The organism is Planomonospora sp. ID91781, from assembly GCF_015711595.1.
Taxonomy (GTDB): domain Bacteria; phylum Actinomycetota; class Actinomycetes; order Streptosporangiales; family Streptosporangiaceae; genus Planomonospora; species Planomonospora parontospora.
Map to the genome: position 1 here is coordinate 1,651,647 of NZ_JABTEY010000001.1, position 21,376 is coordinate 1,673,022.

General features: G+C 72.5%; 13 protein-coding genes. 9 read left to right on the forward strand and 4 right to left on the reverse strand.

Going from position 1 to position 21,376, the window contains the following annotated elements; genetic code table 11:
* Positions 1-146 precede the first annotated feature (146 nt).
* A complete protein-coding gene (locus tag HS048_RS07740; RefSeq protein WP_196466572.1) occupies positions 147-1,658 on the forward strand; it encodes a hypothetical protein in 1,512 nt (503 codons plus the stop codon).
* A gap of 2 nt (positions 1,659-1,660) precedes the next feature.
* A complete protein-coding gene (locus HS048_RS07745) occupies positions 1,661-2,551 on the forward strand; it encodes a class F sortase (protein ID WP_153054168.1) in 891 nt (296 codons plus the stop codon).
* A gap of 114 nt (positions 2,552-2,665) precedes the next feature.
* On the opposite strand, the gene HS048_RS07750 is transcribed toward HS048_RS07745, so the two are convergent.
* The gene (locus HS048_RS07750) at positions 2,666-4,120 is read right to left on the reverse strand and encodes an ATP-binding protein (protein ID WP_068896507.1); all 1,455 of its coding nucleotides are present in this window, start codon (positions 4,118-4,120) and stop codon (positions 2,666-2,668) included.
* Positions 4,121-4,396: 276 nt separating this feature from the next.
* Here HS048_RS07750 and HS048_RS07755 point away from each other — a divergent pair, with 276 nt between their 5' ends.
* The 5 genes from HS048_RS07755 (at position 4,397) to HS048_RS07775 (ending at position 11,874) form a co-directional block, all read left to right on the forward strand.
* A complete protein-coding gene (locus tag HS048_RS07755; RefSeq protein WP_196466573.1) occupies positions 4,397-5,311 on the forward strand; it encodes a hypothetical protein in 915 nt (304 codons plus the stop codon).
* A 13-nt stretch (positions 5,312-5,324) separates the two neighbouring features.
* The gene (locus tag HS048_RS07760) at positions 5,325-6,248 is read left to right on the forward strand and encodes a class F sortase (protein ID WP_068896509.1); all 924 of its coding nucleotides are present in this window, start codon (positions 5,325-5,327) and stop codon (positions 6,246-6,248) included.
* Complete coding sequence (locus HS048_RS07765) at positions 6,245-7,855, forward strand: DUF2079 domain-containing protein (RefSeq protein ID WP_196466574.1); 1,611 nt, start codon at positions 6,245-6,247, stop codon at positions 7,853-7,855. The genes HS048_RS07760 and HS048_RS07765 overlap by 4 nt, the downstream gene beginning before the upstream one ends.
* A 333-nt stretch (positions 7,856-8,188) precedes the next feature.
* On the forward strand, positions 8,189-10,471 hold the full coding sequence (locus HS048_RS07770) for a cellulose binding domain-containing protein (RefSeq protein WP_196466575.1): 2,283 nt from the start codon (positions 8,189-8,191) through the stop codon (positions 10,469-10,471).
* A gap of 257 nt (positions 10,472-10,728) precedes the next feature.
* Positions 10,729-11,874: an acetyl-CoA C-acetyltransferase gene (locus HS048_RS07775; protein ID WP_196466576.1), complete on the forward strand. Its 1,146-nt coding sequence runs from the start codon at positions 10,729-10,731 to the stop codon at positions 11,872-11,874.
* A 706-nt stretch (positions 11,875-12,580) separates the two neighbouring features.
* Here HS048_RS07775 and HS048_RS07780 read toward each other — a convergent pair.
* Complete coding sequence (locus HS048_RS07780; RefSeq protein WP_196466577.1) at positions 12,581-14,458, reverse strand: acyl-CoA dehydrogenase family protein; 1,878 nt, start codon at positions 14,456-14,458, stop codon at positions 12,581-12,583.
* Positions 14,459-14,563: 105 nt separating this feature from the next.
* A complete protein-coding gene (locus HS048_RS07785) occupies positions 14,564-15,274 on the reverse strand; it encodes a methyltransferase (protein WP_231647273.1) in 711 nt (236 codons plus the stop codon).
* A gap of 425 nt (positions 15,275-15,699) precedes the next feature.
* Between HS048_RS07785 and HS048_RS07790 the strand changes: the two genes are divergently transcribed.
* Positions 15,700-17,775, forward strand: a complete 2,076-nt coding sequence (locus HS048_RS07790; RefSeq protein WP_196466578.1) for an NB-ARC domain-containing protein — start codon at positions 15,700-15,702, stop codon at positions 17,773-17,775.
* A 123-nt stretch (positions 17,776-17,898) separates the two neighbouring features.
* Here the strand turns inward: HS048_RS07790 and HS048_RS07795 are convergent, their stop codons facing one another.
* Complete coding sequence (locus tag HS048_RS07795; protein WP_068896515.1) at positions 17,899-18,933, reverse strand: adenosine deaminase; 1,035 nt, start codon at positions 18,931-18,933, stop codon at positions 17,899-17,901.
* A gap of 389 nt (positions 18,934-19,322) precedes the next feature.
* On the opposite strand from HS048_RS07795, the gene HS048_RS07800 reads away from it, so the two are divergent.
* Positions 19,323-21,320, forward strand: a complete 1,998-nt coding sequence (locus HS048_RS07800) for an AAA family ATPase (protein WP_196466579.1) — start codon at positions 19,323-19,325, stop codon at positions 21,318-21,320.
* The last annotated feature ends 56 nt before the right edge of the window (positions 21,321-21,376 follow it).

Genomic DNA, 21,376 nt, shown 5'->3' on the forward strand with positions numbered 1-21,376 from the left:
CGCCGAACCCCCTGCGGGGTGCTGCCGCATACCAGTACGATCCGGACCGGTTGTGATGAAATGACCATTTCTGTGTCCAGGTTTTACGAGCGGAGTGACCAGTGGCGCGGTGGACGACAGGGCTCCGTACGGCGGTTGCGGTCCCGATGCTGGGATTGCTGAGCGGCGCGCTGGTCGTGCTGTCGTCCGGTACGGCCGCGGCCAACAACGCCGAGCTTGTGGTCGACTACACGTGCACCGGGGGCCTCACACAGAGCGGCCCGGTAAGCCTGCGGACCAAGGTGTCGATTCCCACGACACTCTCGGTCGGCGAGCCTCTCAGCATCGGCTGGGCCCTCGGCTACCGGAACCAGTTCCCGGCCAGGTTCGGCTCACCGGCCTACTTCGCCCCGGGCGGCAAGGTCTCGGTCACCGGAAACGTGCAGCTCTCCGGCGGTTGGCAGGGCGTCCTCCAGCCGAAAGGAAGCGTGGAGCAGCCGAACCAGCTCCAACCAGGCACCATTCTGAGGCTTCCCGAGGGGATCTCCGATGCCGCTCACACCACCCAGGCGGCGAAGGTCAAGGTGACGCCCCAGAGGCTGGTCGTGGACTTCACCCCGCCCGCTGGTGAGGCCATGGTCAACGACGACCATCCGGATGTGAAGTACGACGGCGACTGGGCGAGCCTCGACGACCAGCCGGAGAACAACAACGACCACCACCACGACGTCCACCGCACCACGGCGGCGGGGGCGAAGGCCACCTTCACCTTCACCGGGACCGGGATCGAGTACGTCGCCCGGCGTGACAGTGACGCCGGGCGGGTCGGATTCAAGATCAACGGCCAGGACGCCACGCCCGCCTATGTGGACGCCTCGAAGCTGCCCAACGGCACGCCTTCGAACGACGACGACAGGGGCGGGCTGACGCTCTGGAGGTTCCGCGGTCTCGCCTACGGCCAGCACACCATCGAGGTCACGAACCTGGACGAGGGCAAGGAGGCGACCCTCGACGCCTTCCGGGTGATCACGAGAGAGCTGGTGAACCCGCCGGACGAGTACAGGACCGTCTGCACGCTCGACAGCGCGCCGGTGTCGGTGGACGTCACCATCGGAGGCGCGGGCGGATCGCCCTCGCCCGACCCGACGGGCACCGTCACGTCCACTCCGACGACGTCCGTCACTCCGACGACGTCCGTCACTCCGACGACCTCAGTGACGCCGACGATCTCCGTCACGCCCACGGTGACCTTCCCGCCCGTGACGCCCTCGTGCACGCCTTGGGCTCCACCCTCCCAGACGCCGACGCCGACTCTTTCGCACACGCCTAAGCCGACGCCGACTCTTTCGCGCACGCCTACGCCCATTCCGGTATGCCCCACGACTCCGTCACCCCAGGGGCAGACCAGCAAGTCCGCCTCGCCCACCGCGACCAAGACCGTCACGACCACGCCCAAGCCGACCGTCACCGCCACCGTGACCGTCACGCCCACGCGGGCGACGCCCACCACCCCCCAGGTCGTGGTGACGCCCCAGGGCGGCGCGGACACGGGCGGAGGGCCCGGTGAGCGTTCCGGGCTGGGCCTCGTCGGAGCCGGGTCGGCCATGGTCCTCGGCGGCATGCTGGGCGGCGTGGCACTCGTCCGGCGCCGTGCGGGGCACGCGCGGAGCGGGGAGTAGGCATGAACGCCGGAATGTACCCGGAGCCGCCGCAGGAGGGGTCCGGGCCTCTTCCGAATGACGGCTCCGGCTACCCGGGTGACAGCTCCGCCCATCCGAGGGGCGCACCCGCGCCCGGCGGGGGCCGGAAGTGGCTGCTGCCTGCTCTCCTGGTCGCCGGGTCGCTGGCTGGGGTGGGAGTGGTCATGGCCGGGCTGCTCACCTACCTGGCCCCGCTCTCCGAGGAGGAGATGTACGGGCCTCCGGTGCCCCAGGCGGCGGCGCAGAACCAGCCGCCGCCCGTCCAGCCGCAGGACCAGGGCGCGGCCGGGGCGCCCGCGGAGGTGGGTCCGGGCGGACTGGAGGTCCCGCTGACGGCCGCCGCGCCCACGGCCGCGCCGCCGCTGCCCGTCGTGATGCCGCCCGAGCCGCTCAGGAGCGAGGGGGTGACCCCGCGCAGGATCGCCATCCCGAAGATCGGCGTGCTGTCGTCGCTGATGACGCTCGGGGTCGACAAGAAGCAGCGGGTCCAGACCCCTCCGCTGAACAGGCTCCACCTGGCGGGCTGGTACAGGCACGGTCCCGTCCCCGGGCAGCAGGGACCCTCGGTCGTCCTCGGCCACGTCAACGGCAACGGCAAGGCCGGGGTCTTCGTCCGCCTCAAGGAGCTCAGGCGCGGAGACAAGATCAAGGTGTCGCGTTCGGACGGGGCCGTGGCCGAGTTCACCGTCGACGGGGTCGAGCAGGTCAGCAAGCAGGCGTTCCCGTCGAAGCGGGTCTACGGCAACACCGGCGAGGCCACCCTCCGCCTGATCACCTGCGGCGGCGTCCTCAACCAGAGGACCGGCCACTACACCGACAACATCATCGTCTACGCGACCCTCTCCGCCACGGGCAAGGCGTCCTCACGCTGACCCGGGCGTTCACCCCGTGACGAGACGCTGCACGTCTCACGCCAGGCCGGCCCTGCTTCGGAAAGCGCCTCAGGGCCTTGCCGCTCTGGGCACGTGCCGGTTCCTGGTGAGGAGTCAGCCGTACAGCGTGGCCAGGTCCACCAGGAGGATTCGGGGGTCCGCGGCGGCGGCGCGGAGGTCGGCGTCGAACTCGGCGCCGCCGTAGCAGGCCAGGATGGTGGCGGAGGTGTCGTAGCCCTTGACGCTCAGCAGGTCGCGTGCCCGCCGGAGGCGGTCGAGATGGCGCATCCCCATCGGCTTGTCCCACTTGGCCTCGCCGAGGGAGAGGATCCGGCGTCTCTCTCCGGGCAGCGCCGAGGACAGCACCGCGACGTCGACCTGGATCTGCGTGCGGTTGACCGGGTCGGCGACCACCCCTTCGGCGACCTCCCCGGGCAGTTCGCCGAAGACCTCGGGGCCGGCGTCCATCGCCCACTCACGACACAGCCACTCGAAGTGCGGCCCCACGACCTGTGCCAGGAAGGTGGCCTGGGAGTTGCCCCAGGCGGCGACGCGGTTCCCCCGCTCCAGCCGGGTCCACTCCCTGCGCATCACCGCCTCGTAGAAGGCGATCAGCGGCTCGGCTATGCGGAAGCTGGAGCGTCTTCCGTGGAACGGATCCGACTGGCGCGTGATCAGTCCGGCGTCCTCCAGCACGTTGAGCGGGTGCAGGATCTCGGTGGCCTTCCGGCCGATGTGACCGGCGATGCCGCCTCTGGTCGTGTTGCCCGCGGCTATGGCGCCCAGGACGGAGTTGTAGAGCGCCGGCTCCCTGATGTCGGTCTCCTCTGCCAGGAGGTAGCGTGCCTCCCGGAACAGGGGCACGCTCGGATTGAGCACGGTCCGGATGATCCAGTCGTCGAAGTCGGCCAGGCCCGCGGGGACGTCCTCACGGACGAACGCGTGCCGGTATGCGGGCGTGCCGCCCACCACGGCGTGGACCAGGACGGCGAGTCGCGGATCGTCGATGCCCCAGAATCGCGCTGCCGTACGGTAGTCGAAGGGCCTGACCACCAGCTCCAGCGCGGCTCTGCCGCGGAGCGGAGCGTTTCCCGCGAGCAGTTTTCCCATCACGGACATGGCTGAGCCGCACAGGAGCAGCCGGGTCTCGCTGCCCTGATGAGCCCAGCCGCGCGGGTCGAGAGCTCGCTGCACCAGCGAAGGGATCGGTCCGTGGGCTCTGATGAGGTAGGGGAACTCGTCGATGACGACGAGTCCCCGGGGCACGGTCTCGTAGAGTGCGCGGAGCGCGTCGTCCCAACTCCCCAGTGCGTACGGCGCGCGTCCGCCGGAGTGGTCGGCCAGTGCCGCTCCGAACTCGCGCAGGGAGTCCGACGAGGTCGCCTCCTGCGCGGTGAAGTAGAAGCCCCCCGTCGCCTCGGCCAGGGCCTCCAGGAGATAGGTCTTCCCCTGGCGTCGTCTGCCGCTGATCACGCCGAGCCGGACATGCGGACTCGTCGACTCCGCGAAGGCGGCCAACTCCGCCCACTCGCCGTCACGGTTGAAGACCCGATCAGGCTTCCGGATCATGCTTGTTCTCCTGATATGTAAGTGTAATTATAACTAGTGTACTAGTAACTACTGCGGTTGTGTTTGGTTACAGAGAAGGCGTCCGTTTTCCGGCTTGAGGGTCGTCCGGACAAGAGGGCATAGGTCTGGGGCGGTAGGGAATTTGTGCCCGTTTTGCCGAGATGTTCCCAGTCGCTGTCCGGTCTCCATAAGATCTGTGACAAGACTTGACCATCGGTGGGAATGCCGAGCAGCCACCCCCTCCCACCGCGCAACCGCACCCAACCGGGAGAGACCGTGCTGAAGTCCAAGACGCGCAGGCGCGTCGTGGCCAAGACGGCCGCCATCTGCGCAGCGGGCGCAGGTGTCCTCTTCGGAGCGGTCCCGGCGATCGCGTCGATGACGGCGGCCCCCAAGGCGGTCACCTACAACTGCGAGTCGCAGGTCGCGGGCGCCGCCCCCAGCCCCTACAAGTTCCAGATGGACCTGACCGGCCCGCTGGCGCCGACGCCGAACTCCACGGTCGTGGCCACCTGGAAGATCGGCCAGCCCTCCCCTCCGGGACCGAGCCTGCTCGCCCCTTCGGCCATCGCCGCCACCGAGCGCCTCGTGGTCGAGGCGGAGGCACTGGTCACGGGCTCGCCGCTGCCCACGCAGACCTCGACCGCCTTCGCCACGGTCTCGGCCGCCCCCGGCGCGGTGGCCCAGGGCAACCCGCTGACGGCCCCTCCCGTGCTCATCACAGTGGTGCCGACCGCCACCGGCGTCATCGGCATCCAGCCCAGCTCCTTCATCCTGGCGGTGGGCCCGGCCAGCGGCACCGGCACCCTCGGCGACCTGTACGACTGCACACCCGCGTCCCCGGCCGAGGTCACCGCCGCCGGTCTGCTGATCACGGTGCAGCCGTCGGGCGCCGGCACGGGCACGGGGACCGGCACTCCGACGCCGACCGCCACCCCCACCACCACGACCCCGAAGCCGACGATCACCGTCACCGCCACCATCACGCCGGAGGCCACGGAGAGCACCAAGACCATCAAGAGCCCCAAGACACGGCAGATCGAGGAGACGCCCGAGGGCGCGGCGTCCACGGGCGGCGGCGGCGAGGCCGGTCCGGACGCCCGCATGATCATGCTGAGCGGCGCGCTGCTGGTCGCGGCGGCCGGAGCCGGCGGGCTGGTGCTGCGGCGCCGTACCGCGCAGCGGGGCTGACCGGGGTGGCCGGATGACCACGCCCACTCCGGACGGCCGGCGGCCGGGGCCCGTCCCGCCCGGTGGGGGACCGCGACGGCCCGCGCAGCCGTACGGGCACCCCCGGCCGGGTCACGTCCCGCCCGGGTACGGCCGGACGGGCCACCCGCCGTCCGGGTACGGCCAGGCGGGGCACCTTCCGCCCGGGTACGTCGAGCCGGGCCTCCCGCCCGGGTACGGCGAGCCGTACGTCGACCCCGCCGGAGGCCGGGTGCTGCGGTCGGTGCTGATCCTCGCCGGGATCGCCGGGGTGGTCACGGTGCTCGTGGGGATGATCCTCATGGTCTCCGCACCCGAGCAGTACGGCCTCGCCGACCAGCGGACCACCCTGCCGCCGCGGGTGCAGCCGAGCGCGGCCGGGGCGGAGCAGTACTTCCAGGCGGCTCCGACGGCGCCGCCGCCGCAGCCGAGCCTGCCGGCGGCCCCGCCGCTGCAGCCCTCGACCCCGGTCCGCCTGGTCATCCCGAAGCTCGGCGTCAACGCGCCGATCAAGTCCGTCGGGCTCGACCGGCGGGGGGCGATCGAGGTGCCGCCGGTGGGCGACCCCAACCTCGTCGGCTGGTACCGTTCGGGCCCCACGGCCGGGGAGGCGGGCCCGTCGATCATGCTGGGGCACAAGGACACCCGGAGGGGGAGCGCGGTGTTCAGCCGCCTCCACGAGATCCGCAACGGCGACGTCATCGAGGTGCACCGTCAGGACGGCCTGATCGCGGTGTTCACCGTGGGCGGGCTGGAGCAGGCGGAGAAGTCGGTCTTCCCGACGCAGCGGGTGTACGGCGAGTCGGCCGTGCCGCAGCTCCACCTGATCACCTGCGGCGGGACCTACAACCACGCGACGGGCCACTACACCGACAACGTGATCGCCTACGCGACGATGACGGGCACCCGCCGGACATGAGCGCGGACACCAGCCCCGGGCCCGGGAGAACCGGAGCGGAGGAGACGGAACCGGCCGCCGGATTCGTGGGGCGTGCCGACGGGTTCCTGCGACGGCGGGCGCACCCGCTGGCGCTGGGCGCGACGGTGCTGCTGGCCGCCTGCGCCTACGCCGTGCTCGGGCTGGTCAAGCTGGCCACCTTCCGGGCGAGCATCTTCGACCTGGTCATCTTCGACCAGGCCGTGCGCGGATACGCGGGCTTCGGTCCTCCGGCGGCGCCCGCGGTGGGCGTGAACTACGGCCTGGGCATGGACTTCCTCCAGCTCGCCGATCACTTCTCGCCGATCCTCGCCGTGCTGGCCCCGCTGTACTGGATCCACGACGGGCCGCAGACCCTGATCGTCGCCCAGGCCGTACTGCTCGCACTGGCCGCGGTCCCGGTCTGGCACTACGCCGCGCGCCGCCTCGGCCCGGTCCCCGCCCACCTGGTCGCCGTGGCCTACGCGGTGTCGTGGCCGGTCGCGCAGACCGCCGGGTTCGACTTCCACGAGGTGGCGTTCGTCCCGCTGCTGAGCGCGATCATGATCGAGCGCTTCGACGCGGGCCGCCGGGGTGTGGCGGTCCTGGCCGCGCTGGGCCTGCTGCTGGTCAAGGAGGACATGGGCCTGCTCGTCGCGGGTTTCGGCGTCTACCTGCTCGTCACGCGGCGCAGGCTGGAGGGGACCGCGTTCGTCCTGCTCGCGCTCGCGGCGCTGGTGACGATCCGCGGTGTCCTGATGCCGCTGGCGGGAGCGGGCGAGACGGGCTTCCACTGGGCCTACGGCCGGTGGGGGGCGACCGTGGGCGAGGCCGCGGCCGGGCTCGCACGCGACCCGCTGGGGGCGCTGTGGCAGTTCGTCAGCCCGGAGATCAAGGTCGACACGCTGGCCTTCCTCTTCTGGCCGGTGCTGCTGACCGCGCTGTTCTCACCGCTCACCCTGATGGCGCTCCCGATGATCGCCGAGCGCTTCCTGGGCGACCGGCCGCAGTGGTGGGGACCGGACCACCACTACAACGCCTTCATCGTGGCGACCCTGCTGTGCGCGGGGGTGGACGGCGTGGACCGGCTGGGGCGGCGCCTGCGGAACCGGCGCGCGGAGCGGGGACCGGACACGGTGGGGAGTCCGGACCGGACGGAGAGCGCGGGCGCGGGCGCAGGCCGGGACGCGGGCCCCGGGGGCGCAGGCCGGGACACGCGGCGTGAGGCGGGGCGTTACTGGGCGGTCGGCGTCTGTGTGATCGCCATCACGCTGATCCCGCGCTTCGCGCTCGGCAACCTGGTCGAGTGGTCCTTCTACGAGGGCGACCCGCACGTCGCGGCGGCCCGGGAGGCGGTGGCCGCGGTGCCGGACGGGGTGGTCGTCGAGGCGGTCAACCACGTCGGACCCGCGCTCACCTCGCGGACGACCGTGCTGCTCTGGGGGCCCGTGGCCCGGGACGCGCCGTGGATCGTGGCCGACGTGGACCGCTGGTCCTTCCCGTTCGGCGCCCACGAGCTCCAGCGGCAGCGGGTCGACGAGGCCCTGCGCAGCGGTTACCGCCCGGTCTTCGAGAGGGATGGCTACATCGTGCTGAATCGGCCCTCCTGAACCGCGGGCCGTGCGGTTGAAAGTTTCAGCCGGCTCCGGCGGACGGCGAGGGGGGCTTCCGCGGCGCCGGGGACGCTGACCTGACACGTTCCCCGCCCGGTGCGCGGTGGCGGGATGACCGGCATTCGCCCTGGTTGACGCGCTGCACCGCACGTCCTACCTTCTAGGTTCCGGGAAAGCGTATTCCTCAGGGATCCCGGAACCCCGCGAACGGCCGTGCGGATCGGGTCCCGCGATCCCTCCGGCGGCCGTACCGGGTGCCGGCGCGGCTCGGACGCGGTGGTCGGCGAACCTCCTCAACCTGTTCCTCGAGGGTTCGGATCGGAGCTGGAAATGAAACGTTTTAAACAGTCGGTGCCCCGGCCGCGCCGGGGAGCGGCGGCGGTGGCGGCCGTCCTGGCGGCGGGCTCGGTGCTCGGCGGCTGGAACGCGGCGGCGCAGGCCGCCGCGGGCTGCCGGGTGGAGTACGCGGTGTCCGGCCAGTGGCAGGGCGGGTTCACCGGCGACGTCAGGATCACCAACCTGGGCGACCCGGTCGACGGCTGGACGCTCACCTGGGCCTTCGGCGCGGGGCAGCGGATCACCCAGGCGTGGAACGCGACGGCGGCGCAGGACGGCGCCAAGGTGAGCGTCCGGGACGCGGGGTACAACGCGGCCGTCGCCACCGGCGCCACGGTCGCCTTCGGCTTCAACGGGACGTGGGACGGCTCCGCCAACCCCGTTCCGGCCGCGTTCGAACTCAACGGCACCGCCTGCACCGGCACCGCCACGCCCACGGCGACCCCGACGGCGACCCCGACGGCCACGCCCACGGTCACCCCGACGGCGACTCCGACGGCCACGCCCACGGTCACCCCGACCGCGATCCCCGCGGGCGCGAAGCAGGCCGAGGACCTGGACCGCGGTGTGATCAGCGTGCGCTCCGGCGGCGCCAACCTGGTGTCCTGGCGGCTGCTGGGCACCGAGGCCGCCACGACCGGCTTCAACCTCTACCGCAACGGCACCAAGGTCAACTCCGCGCCCATCACCGGCTCCACCAACCACCTGGACTCCGGAGCCCCGGTCGACGCCTCCTACACCGTGCGGGCCGTGGTGAACGGCACCGAGCAGGCCGCCTCGCCGGCGTCGTTGCGCCTGGCGAACGGTTACCTGGACGTGCCGATCTCCCCGCCGGCCGGCGGCACCACCCCCGACGGCGTCGCGTACACCTACGCGGCCAACGACGCCTCGGTCGGCGACCTGGACGGCGACGGGCAGTACGAGATCGTCCTGAAGTGGGACCCGTCCAACGCCAAGGACAACTCCCAGTCCGGCTACACCGGCAACGTCCACCTCGACGCCTACCGGCTGGACGGCACCCGGCTCTGGCGCGTCGACCTGGGCCGCAACATCCGCGCGGGCGCGCACTACACCCAGTTCCAGGTCTACGACTACGACGGCGACGGCCGCGCCGAGGTGGCCGCCAAGACCGCCGACGGCACCCGCGACGGCCGGGGCGCGGTCATCGGCTCGGCCTCGGCCGACCACCGCAACTCTTCCGGCTACGTGCTGTCCGGGCCCGAGTACCTGACCATGTTCAACGGGCAGAGCGGCGCGGCGATGTCCACGGTGAACTACGATCCGCCGCGCGGGACCGTCTCCTCCTGGGGCGACTCCTACGGCAACCGGGTGGACCGCTTCCTGGCCGGCACCGCCTATCTCGACGGGCAGCGCCCGTCCCTGATCATGTCGCGCGGCTACTACACCCGGACGGTGATCGCCGCCTGGGACTTCCGGGGCGGCGCCCTGACCAAGCGCTGGACGTTCGACTCCAACTCCAACACCGCCTACGCGGGGCAGGGCAACCACAGCCTGACGATCGCCGACGTGGACGCCGACGGCAGGCAGGAGATCGTCTTCGGCGCCATGGCCGTCGACGACAACGGCACCGGGCTGTGGAACACCCGCCACGGCCACGGCGACGCGGGGCATCTGGGCGATCTGAACCCCGCCCGGCCCGGCCTGGAGTACTTCAAGGTGAGCGAGGACAAGTCCAAGCCCGGCTCGTGGTTCGCCGACGCCCGCACCGGACAGGTGCTGTGGTCCACCGCCTCCGGCACCGACAACGGCCGCGGCGTCTCGGCCGACATCTGGGCCGGCAGCCCGGGGGCCGAATCGTGGTCGGCCGCCGACACCACGCTGCGCAGCACCGGCGGCGCCTCCCTGGGCCGCGAACCGTCCTCGATCAACTTCCTGGCCTGGTGGGACGGCGACCCGGTCCGCGAGCTGGTCGACCAGACCCGGATCGACAAGTACGGCACGAGCGGGGAGACCCGGCTGCTGACCGCCTCCGGGGTGCACTCCAACAACGGCACCAAGGCCACCCCCTCGCTGACGGCCGACCTGTTCGGCGACTGGCGGGAGGAGGTCGTCTGGCCCACCGCCGACAACCGGGCCCTGCGCATCTACAGCACCCCGCACCAGACCGACCGGCGCATCCACACCCTGATGCACGACCCGCAGTACCGCACCGCGATCGCCTGGCAGAACACCGCCTACAACCAGCCGCCGCACCCGGGCTTCTTCATCGGCGACGGCATGGCGGCTCCGCCCCGGCCCAACGTCTACGTGCGCTGAACCCGTGCGGACGCCGTACCGGGCCCGCCGTACCCGGTACGGCGTCCGCACGCGCCGGGCCCGGCGTGACAGCACGAGGGCCCGGCACCGCCGCGCGAGCCCGCACCGGGCTCCCGCCCCGGCTCGGGCGGGAGCCCTTCCCCGTTTTCGGGCCCGCCCCCCTGGAATCCTCGGGAGGGCGCGGGCGGAGGTTCTGAGGTAACCTCCTACTGACAGAATGATGCTCGGTTTCATCGGGACGGGACCCAGGAGGCACTGTGGCAGAGGCGTACATCGTGGGGGCGGTCCGTACCCCGGTCGGCAAGAAGAAGGGCGGGCTGTCCGCCGTCCACCCCACCGACCTGGCCGCGCACACCCTCAAGGCGCTGATCGACCGCACGGGCGTCGACCCGTCCGCGGTCGAGGACGTGATCATGGGCTGCGTGATGCAGTTCGGCCCGCAGAGCATGGACATCGCCCGTAACGCGTGGCTCTCGGCGGGCCTGCCGGAGAGCGTCCCCGGCGTCACCATCGACCGCCAGTGCGGCTCCTCCCAGCAGTCGATCCACTTCGCGGCCCAGGGCGTGCTCTCCGGCACCCAGGACCTCGTGGTCGCCGCCGGGGTGGAGTCGATGAGCATCGTCCCCATGGGGGCGAGCATCACCGCCGCGCTGGAGAAGGGCATGCCCTTCCCGTTCGGCGACGGCTGGGTCGAGCGGTACGGCAAGCAGGAGATCTCCCAGTTCCGCGGCGCGGAGCTGATGTGCGAGAAGTGGGACCTGTCGCGCGAGGAGCTGGAGCGGTACGCCTACGAGAGCCACCAGCGGGCGGCCAAGGCCGTCGCGAACGGCTACTTCAGGGACCAGATCGCCCCGGTCAACGGCGTCGAGGACGATGAGGGCCCCCGCCCCGACACCACCCTGGAGAAGATGGCGGGCCTGAAGACCCTGAAGGAGGGCGGCCGGATCACCGCGGCCACCTCCTCGCAGGTCTCCGACGGCTCCGGCGCGCTGCTGATCGCATCCGAGCAGGCGGTCCGCGACCACGGCCTGACCCCGCGCGCCCGCATCGTCACCCTGACGCTCGCCGGAGACGACCCGGTCTACATGCTGACCGCGCCCATCCCCGCCACGCGCAAGGCGCTGAAGCGGTCGGGCCTGTCCATCGACGACATCGACGTCACCGAGATCAACGAGGCGTTCGCCCCGGTCCCGCTGGCCTGGCTCAAGGAGATCGGGGCCGACCCGGCCAAGGTCAACCCGAACGGCGGCGCGATCGCCCTGGGCCACCCGCTCGGCGGCACCGGCGCGATCCTGATGACCAAGCTGCTCCACGAACTGGAGCGCACCGGCGGCCGGTACGGCCTGCAGACGATGTGCGAGGGCGGCGGCCAGGCCAACGTCACCATCGTCGAGCGCCTGTAGGGCGGACGCGCCCGCGCCGCGCGCCTTACGGCGCGGGCGGAGACGGAAGGCGGAAGGCGCCGCGGTCCCCTAGTGGGAGGGACCGCGGCGCCTTCCCTTCAGCGGCCGCCCTTGCCGGGGATCCGGCGCGGCTGCTGGGTCGGCCTCACCGGCAGGTGCGGTCTGGGCATCTGCCGGGGCACTGGCGGCATGGAGGGCAGGGTCCGCTCGGGGAGCGGAGTGCGGGTCCGGGTCTTTCCGGAACGCTTTGCGGCTGCGCGAATTCGCATATGGACTCTCCTTCGAAGACGGTGACGACGCGGCGCCGCGAAGGGCCGTGCCGGAAACTCAGCTGCCGCGTCAGGACTACGGGGCCAGAGGGCTGAGTGCGGGCGGATCAGCCGATGGCTGATCGATGCCGGCTTCTAGGAGAAAATCCACATGACGATGACGGTACGCGCCCGGATCGGGTCGGTGCAAGCCATTTAATTTCGGTTTGTTTCCATCGATTCCGGGCGCATGTCGCGGTGGCCGCCGGACCGGCACCGGCACCGGCACCGGCACCGGCACCGGCACCGGTTCCGGAACCGGCACCGGCGTCACGGGACGGCGGCGAGGCAGCCGGGATCAACGGGCCGGCGTCCTCCGCCGGCCGGGGGTCAGTACACCGGCCGGGCGGAGGGCGGCCGGGGGACAGTGCACCGGCCGGGCAGGGGACGGCCGAGGGTCAGTGGACCGGCCGGCGGAGGTTCTCGGCGGCCGAGGCGCCGGGTTCTGACGGGGAGATCCAGGGCCCGTCGACGGAGGCGTCCAGGATGCCCTCCTCCGCGAACGCGTAGCGGCCCCTCAACAGGTGCTTCGCCAGCCGTACGTCACCGGAGTCGGTGTTGTCCCAGAGGCGGTCGAAGAGCGCCTCGGCGCGCAGCCGCGCCTGGCGGCAGAAGGTGTCGGCCAGCTCCGCGGGGCGCCGGCCCAGCTCGGCCTCCTCCTCGCGGGCCCGCACGCAGACCGCGGTCATCGCGAACAGCTCGGCGCCGATGTCCACGATCCGGCCCAGGAACCCCTGCCGGTGCTCCAGCCCGCCCTGCCAGCGGGACATGCCGTAGAAGGTGGAGCGGGCGAGCCTGCGGCCGGTCCGCTCGACGTAGCGCAGGTGCGCCGCGAGGGGGCCGAACTCCGCGTAGGAGCCGGGCCGGTTCCCCGCACCCGCGACCAGGGTGGGCAGCCAGCGGGCGTAGAACCCGCCGGCGCGGGCGGCGGCGCGGGCCCGGTCGCGCGGCGCCGCGGCGGGGTCGACCAGCTCGCCCGCCACCGACAGGTGCGCGTCCACCGCCTCCCGGGCGATCAGCAGGTGCATGATCTCGGTGCTGCCTTCGAAGATCCTGTTGATCCGGACGTCCCGCAGGAGCTGCTCGGCCGGGACCCCGCGCTCGCCCCGGGCGGCCAGCGACTCCGCGGTCTCGTACCCCCGCCCGCCGCGCAGCTGGACCAGCTCGTCGGCGACCTTCCAGACCATCTCCGAGGCGTACAGCTTGGCGAGCGCGGCCTCGATCCTGATGTCGTTGCTCTCGTCGTCGGCCAGCCGGCAGGTCAGGTCCATCACCGCCTCCAGGGCGTAGGCCGTGCCGGCGATGAAGGCGAGCTTGCCCGCGACCGCCTCGTGCTCGCCGATCGGGCGCCCCCACTGGACGCGCTCGGCGGCCCACTCCCGGGCGATCTTCAGCGCCCACTTGGCGTTGCCCGCGCAGGCGGCGGGGAGCGAGAGCCGCCCCGTGTTCAGCGTGGTCAGGGCGATCTTCAGGCCCTGGCCCTCGCGTCCGATCAGGTTGGCGGCGGGGACGCGGACCCGGTGGAACCGGGTGACGCCGTTCTCGATGCCGCGCAGGCCCATGAAGGAGTTGCGCCGCTCGACGGTGATCCCGGGGCTGTCGGCCTCCACGACGAAGGCGGAGATCTTCGACCCGGTGCGGGCCATCACCACCAGCAGGTCGGCCACGACGCCGTTGGTGGTCCAGAGCTTCACGCCGTCGATCACGTAGTCGTCGCCGTCCCGGACCGCGGTGGTCGCCAGCCGCGCGGGGTCGGAGCCGACGTCGGGCTCGGTCAGCAGGAAGGCGGAGATCTCACCCTTGGCGCACCGGGGCAGGAAGGCGCGCTTCTGCTCCTCGCTGCCGAACAGCTTCAGCGGCTGCGGCACCCCGATCGACTGGTGCGCGGAGAGCAGCGTGCCCAGCGCCGGGCAGTACGAGCCGGTGAGCATCAGGGCGCGGCCGTAGTAGAGGTACGGCAGGCCCAGCCCGCCGTACTCCCGCTTGATGGTGATGCCGAAGGCGCCGAGTTCGGCCAGGCCCTTGACGACCTCGTCGGGCACCTGCGCGGTCCGCTCGATCAGCGCGGGGTCGACCTTGCCCTCCAGGAACCTGCGCAGGGCGTGCAGGAAGTCCTCGCCCCGGCGGACCTCCGCCTCCGGCAGCGCCGGGGCGGGATGGACGAGGTCGAGGCGGAAGTCGCCCAGGAACAGCTGCCTGCCGAAGCTGGGCCGGGTCCACTCCTTCTCGCGGGCCTGCTCGGCCACCGCACGTGCCTTGGCGTAATCGGTCGTCATCGTGACCTCCTCGGACGCGGATGCCTCCGACGCTACGCCGGGGCGGCAGGCCCGAGAAGACACCGGCGGCCGGGGCGGCGTCCAGCGGGCGGCCCGGCGGCCGCGCTACTGCGGTACGCGGGCCACACAGAAGACGGTCTGCCCGAAGGGAGGCCGGACGAACCGCTCGATGAAGCGGGTGGCGGGGACGACGGTGCGGTCGTAGATCTTCACCAGCCGGGGGTCGGGGTAGCCGACGCCGCCGCGGCGCACGGCCGCCCACCACGCGATGCCGCCGAGGAAGTTGATCGGCTTGAGCACGTCGATGTCGAGGCCGGCCTTCGTGACCGTGCTGCGCAGGGTGGCGGGGGTGTAGCGGGTGACGTGGCCGACCTTGCGGTCGAAGTCGCCGTACAGCTGCATGTAGCCGGGGACCCAGATGACGATCCGGCCGCCGGGCAGGGTGACGGCGGCGAGCGAGCGCAGGGCCTCGACGTCCTCCTCGATGTGCTCCAGGACGTTCATCATGACGACGGTGTCGACCTTCTCCCCGATGGGGATCTCGGTCGGCAGGCCGAACTGCAGCACGTCGATGTCGTCGCGCCCGGTGAAGCGCTTCTTGAGCTGCTCCACGCAGTAGGGGTCGAAGTCGCTGACCACCAGCCGGTCCAGGCGGGGCAGGAACTGCTCGGCGAAGTGGCCGAGGCCGGAGCCGATCTCCAGCATGGAGCGGCCCACGTGCGGGGCGACCATGTCGAACTCGTACTGGCGGTAGTTCTTGGCCTCGTCCCCACCGAGGTGGTTCTCCAGGGCCTCGTCGCCGGCCGCGGGTTGCACTACGCGGTCATACCCAGACATGCGGTTCCGTCCAGCTCGCAGAAGACCGCGGCGCCACGGCCACGGCTACGGACAGGCAGAGTCTAGTAGCCGTTCCCCTGGACCGGCCCCCCAAACTCCCCGAAGAGGACATCCGGCGGCCCCGCGCGAGGGGCCGCCGAGGAGCGGAGCGGGAGGCCGGTGAGCCCCCTCGGCCCGAACCGATCATCACAGTTATCCTTTTGCGCCATTTATGGGTATTTAGTGGTCATCTGCATTTAAATGAAGTTAACAATAAGCATTCTCGACACCCGGGAGAAGATTCAATCCCGCAATGGAGGAGTGATTTCCTCCGAGGGGGAAAATCCGCACCCTGAAACGGTTTCATGTCCGGCCCGTGACCTTGACCGGATGTTATTCCTGGTACGCGGAAGGAGCTGGAACCGATGGAATCGATCCCGTGGTGGCGTGGGAACCTCCCTGTGGAGACGAGCAGCTTCGTCGGCCGCGAGACCGAGGTGCGGGAGCTGGTGAAGCTCCTGGCCGAGGCGCCGCTGGTCACGGTCGCCGGTCCCGAGGGCGTCGGCAAGTCGCGGATCGCCGTCAAGGCGGCCGAGGAGTGCCGGGACGCCTATCTGGACGGCGTGTGGCTGGTCGAGCTCTCCGGTGAGCGCAACGGCGACCTGCTCGCCCACACCGTCGCGGCCGTCCTGGGCTTCCGCGAGGAGTCCACCCGCTCCCAGACGGAGGTGCTGGTGGAGTTCCTGGCGGGGAAACGGCTCCTGCTCCTGCTGGACACCTGCGAACAGCTCCTGCCCGCCTGCCGCGACCTCCTCGGCCGGGTGCTGGCCCGCGCACCCGGCGTGCGGATCATCGCCACCTCCCGCCAGCCCCTCGGCATGGCGGGCGAGACCCTCCTGTCCGTCGAGCCGTTCCGCACCCCCGACCCCGCCGGGCCGGGGGCGGGGCTGGAGGACGACGCGCTCCGGCTCTTCCTCGACCGGGCCGGGACCGCCGTGCCCGGCCTGACCATGGACGAGGCGCAGCTGAAGGCCGCCGCCCGGATCTGCCGGCGGCTGGACGGCATCCCCCTCGCCGTCGAGCTGGCCGCCGGGCAGCTGCGGAGCATGCCGGTGGAGCGGTTCGCCGAGCGGCTGGACGGCCGGTTCGCCGCGCTCTCGGCCAACCGGGCCCTCGTCTCCCGGCACCAGACGCTGCGCACCGCGGTCGGCTGGACCCACGAGCTCTGCACCCCGGCCGAACGCCTGCTCTGGGCCCGCCTGTCGGTCTTCGCCGGAAACTTCGACGCCGAGGCGGCCGACTGGGTCTGCGGCGACGAGCACCTGGCCGGCGTGCCGGACCTGCTGGCCGTCCTCGTGGACAAGTCGCTGCTCATCAGGGTGCCCGGCGGCTACCGCCAGCTCGACACGATCAGGGAGTACGGCAGGGAGCAGCTCGTCCGGCTCGGGGAGGAGGACCGGCTGGCCGAGCGGCACCGCTGCTACTACCTCGACCTGGCCCGCCGGGCCGACGCCGGCTGGTACGGCCCCGACCAGGAGGCGTGGGCCAGGCGGCTCAACTCCGCGATCACCAACTTCCGCGTCGTCCTCGACTCCGGCTCCCCCGCCGGGGCGGCGGTCTCCGGCCGGATCCCCGTCCCCGCCTCCGTCGAGCTCGCCGGGGCGCTCTGGATCCTCTGGTTCTGCCTGGGCCGCCTGCGAGAGGGCCGCTACTACATGCGGCGGGCCATCGAGGCCTCGTCCCCCACCGACCCCGGCCTGCCCAAGCTCCTGTGGGCCGACGGCTGCGTGGCCATGGCCCAGGGCGACCTGGAGTCCGGCCGCCGCCGGGCCGAGACCGCGCTGGCCGTGGCCCTGCAGTGGGGCGACTACGAGGCGGCGGGGCACGCGCGGCTCCGCCTGGCGGTCCGCTCGCTGTGCGTCGGGGCCCTCGAAGAGGTGGAACCCGGCGTCAAGCTCGTCATCGAGTACTTCCGGAGGGCGCAGATCATGACCGTGAGCGAGCCGCTCGCCCTGGTGACCGCAGCCATGGCGGCCACGTGGCGCGGTGACTTCGCCAAGGCCATCACCGTGCTGCAGGAGGTGCAGCGCCTCTGCGACGACCACGGCGAACGCTGGGCCCGCGCCACCGGCGACTACGTGCTCTCCATCGCCCAGCTCGGCCTCGGCCGGCTGGAGGAGGCCGAGCTGGCCGCCCGCCAGTCGCTCGCCGCCAAGTGGCGGCTCCGGGACACCACCGGCGTGGCGCTCGCCCTCGACCAGCTGGCGGTCATCGCCGCCGTCCAGGGCGACGGCTACCGTACGGCGCGGCTCCAGGGGTCCGGCATGCGGCTGTGGGCCACGTTCGGACTGCGGGGGTTCGGCTCGGAGAGCATGTCCGAGCCGCGGACCGTCGCCGAGCGCACCGCCCGCCAGCTGCTCGGCGACGACGCCTACGACACGGTCTTCGCCGAGGGCCACGACGACGACCCCGACTCCGCGGTGGCCTACGCCCTCGACTGAGCAGGAGGGGCCCCGCCGGGCCCCGCCAGGTCCTGCCGTTCCCGCCGGGTCTGCCGTTCCCGCCGGGCCCCGGCGGATCCGGTCGGCCCCGCGGCCCTCTCCGGCCCGGCCGGCCGGTTCCGGTTACGCGCCCGGCTGATCACCGGGCGCGGCCAGCCAGGCGTCCACCCTCTGCAGCAGTTCCTTGCGCACCTGCTCGGGGGCGGCCGAGGCCCGGATCGACTGCCGGGCCAGTTCCGCCACCTCCGCGTCGCGGAAGCCGTACACCTGCCGGGCCAGCTCGTACTGGGGCAGCAGCCGCGAGCCGAACAGCAGGGGGTCGTCGGCGCCCAGCGCGATCGGCACCCCGGCGTCGAACAGCCGCCGCAGCGGCACGTCCTCGGCCCGCTCGGTCACCCCCAGCCCGACGTTCGACATCGGGCAGACCTCGCAGGCGATCTGCCGGTCGGCGAGCCGCTCCATCAGCCGCGGCGACTCCGTCGCCCGGATCCCGTGGCCCACCCGGTCGGCGCCCAGGTCGTCCACGCACTCGGCCACGCTCGCCGCGCCCAGCAGCTCCCCGCCGTGCGGTACGGCCAGCAGCCCGGCCCGCCTGGCGATCCGGAACGCCCCGTCGAAGTCGCGGGCCCGCCCCCGGCGCTCGTCGTTGGAGAGCCCGAACCCGACGACGCCCTGGTCCAGGTAGTGGGTGGCCAGGCGGGCGAGCGTCTTGGCGTCCAGCGGGTGCCGGGTCCGGTTGGCGGCGACCACGACCGCGATCCCGATCCCGGCGTGCGCGGCGGCCCGGTGCACGGCGTCGAGCACCAGCTCCATCGTCGCGGTGAGCCCGCCGAACCGGTGGGCGTACCCGGACGGGTCCACCTGGATCTCCAGCCAGGCCGAACCCTCGGCGGCCTCGTCCTCGGCGGTCTCCCGCACCAGCCGGTAGATGTCCTCCGGGCGCCGCAGGGCCGAGCGCGCGATGTCGTAGAGCCGCTGGAACCGGAACCAGCCCCGCTCGTCGGTGGCCCGCAGCTTCGGCGGCCAGTCCTGCACCAGCGCGTCCGGCAGGTGCAGCCCGTGCTCCCGCGCGAGCTCGATCAGGGTGGCGTGCCGCATGGAACCGGTGAAGTGCAGGTGCAGGTGGGCCTTGGGCAGGGCGCTGAGCGGACGTGGCATTTCCATATGGTGCCGTACCCTCGCGGTCCGGCGGGCCGGACCCTCTCAACCCGCGGGCGTGTCCGTGCGTCGGGAGGGGCGAAAGGGGACCTCGCTGATGACGGAAGAAGACGAGGCGGCCTTCGACGAGTTCCTGGCCGCACGGAGTACGGCGCTGCTGCGCACCGCGATCCTGGCCCGGGCGGGACTCGACCCCGGGCGCGTCCACGGACCCCGGCGGCTCGCCGCCCGAGGACGGCCGATCCGGACGCCGCTCCGGGGCCGGGACCGGGGCCGGAGCCGCACGTCGGAGCGGCGGACCGTGACTGCGGACGGTGACGGACAGAAAAGATCACGGAATTTCCCGAACGCTTTCACCGGGCCCCGGCCCCGTGCGAGAGTTGGGCGGCATGAGCGGTCGGGACGGTGCCGGAGACGCGGTGGGAGCGGACCTCTTCGTCGGCAGGCGCGCGGAGTCGGCGGAGATCCGCGGCCTCCTCGGAAGGCGGCGCCACCTCACCCTGACCGGCGCCGCCGGAGCGGGGAAGAGCACCCTCGCGAGACGCCTGGCCGACACGATCGAGCAGGCGTCCCCCGGATCCGTGTGCGTCCTGGACCTGTCCGAGGCGCCGGACGACCTCCCCGGCCTGACCGGGATGCTCGCCCGCGCGCTCGGCGTCCGCGTCCGCCCCGGCGCGTCCGCCTTCGACGCCGTGGCCGTGGAACTGCTCTCCCGGCCGCGGACGCTCGTCCTGGACGACTGCGACCGCGTCGCGGGCACCGCCGGGGTCCTGGCGGACCGGCTGCTGCGCGAGGTCGGCGTGCTGCGCGTCCTGGCCACCAGCAGGCAGCGGCTCGGCTTCACCGGCGAGCACACCTACCAGCTCGGCGGCCTGTCGGAGGACGAGGCCGTCGAGCTGCTCACCGGACTGGCCGGCGACAGGCTCGGCGGGGCCGACCCGGCCGGGATCTGCCGGCGGCTGGACAACCTCCCGCTGGCGATCGAGCTGGCCGCGGAGGCACCCGACCCCGCCGCGGCCGACCTCTTCACGGACCGCCGGGACGTCCGCCGGGACACCCGGCGGCACGGCTCCATGGGCGCCGCGCTCGGCTGGAGCCACGACCGCTGCGGCCGGGAGGAGCGCCTGGTGTGGGCCCGCGTGTCGGTCTTCTCCGAGGGCTTCGACGCCGAGGCGGCCCAGCACGTGTGCGCCTACGGAGGCCTCACCGTCGAGCAGGTCCTCGGTGCGCTCCGCGGCCTGTCCGACAAGTCCGTCCTGCTCTGCGAGAAGGACGGCGGCGGTGTCCGCTACCGGCTGCCGAACACCGTCCGGGCGTTCGGCGCCGCGCTGCTGGAGGACCTCGGCGAGGCGGAGGAGGCCCGACGCCGCCACCGCGACCACTTCCTGGGCCTGACCGCGCGCGCCACCACGGGCTGGCGGAGCGACCAGCTCGGCTGGTACCACCGGGTCCTGCCCGACCTCGCCAACCTGCGCGAGGCGGTGGAGGGCTGCTACGCCAGGCCCGAGGAGCGCCGCAAGGGCCTGGAACTGGTCAGCAACCTGTGGTTCCTCTGGGTCTGCTGCGGCCGGGCCGCGCTCGGGTACGAACTGCTCCGGCGCGGCCTGGACCTGGAGCGCCGGCCCTCCGCCGAGCGGCTCAAGGCGCTGTGGGTGCAGACCTGGATGTCGATCCAGCGCGGGGACGTCGAGGACGCGGAGCGCACCCTCGCCGAGTGCGCGGCGAGCGACTGGGAGGGGGCCGTGGACCTGGTCCCCTACGTCAGCCACTTCCGGTCGCACCTGGCAGTCGCCAGGGGCGACGTGGGCAAGGCCCTGTGGCTCATCAGGGACGCCCGGGAACGCCACCGCTCGTCCGGCGACGTCTTCCCCGGGTTTCTGCCGACCTACATCGTCGTGGCCACCGGCATGATGCTCTCCGGCGAGTACGCGCAGGCGACGGCCGTCCTGCGGGAGGGCCGCGAGCTCTGCGCCTCCTACCGCGACTACTGGACCCTCGCCCGCCTCGACCTGATCCTCGGGCTCGCCGAGCACGTCCTCGACAACACCGCGGCGGCCACCGCGTCCGTCCGCGAGTCGCTCCGCGGCGCCCGGATGTTCGACGACGGCGTCTGCCTCACCGAGGGGCTGGAGGTGTTCGCGGTGATCGCCGAGGGCGACGCGCACGACACCCTCGCCCTGTTCCTCCTCGGCGCGGCGGCCACCGCCCGCGAGAAAGCCGGGACGCCGTCCCTGCGCTCGCCCGTGCTGACCGAGCTGCTCCGCCGCTCCGAGGCGAGGCTGCTCGCCCGCAACGACAAGGAGGAGCACGACCGGCTCATCGGGACGGGGCGTTCGACGGACCTGCTGACCGCCGTGGAACACGCCCTCCAGGGGCTCGTCTTCTGACGGGGCCCGCCGTCCGGTGCGGGACCCGCCGCACGGCGCAGGGAACCCGGCAGCGT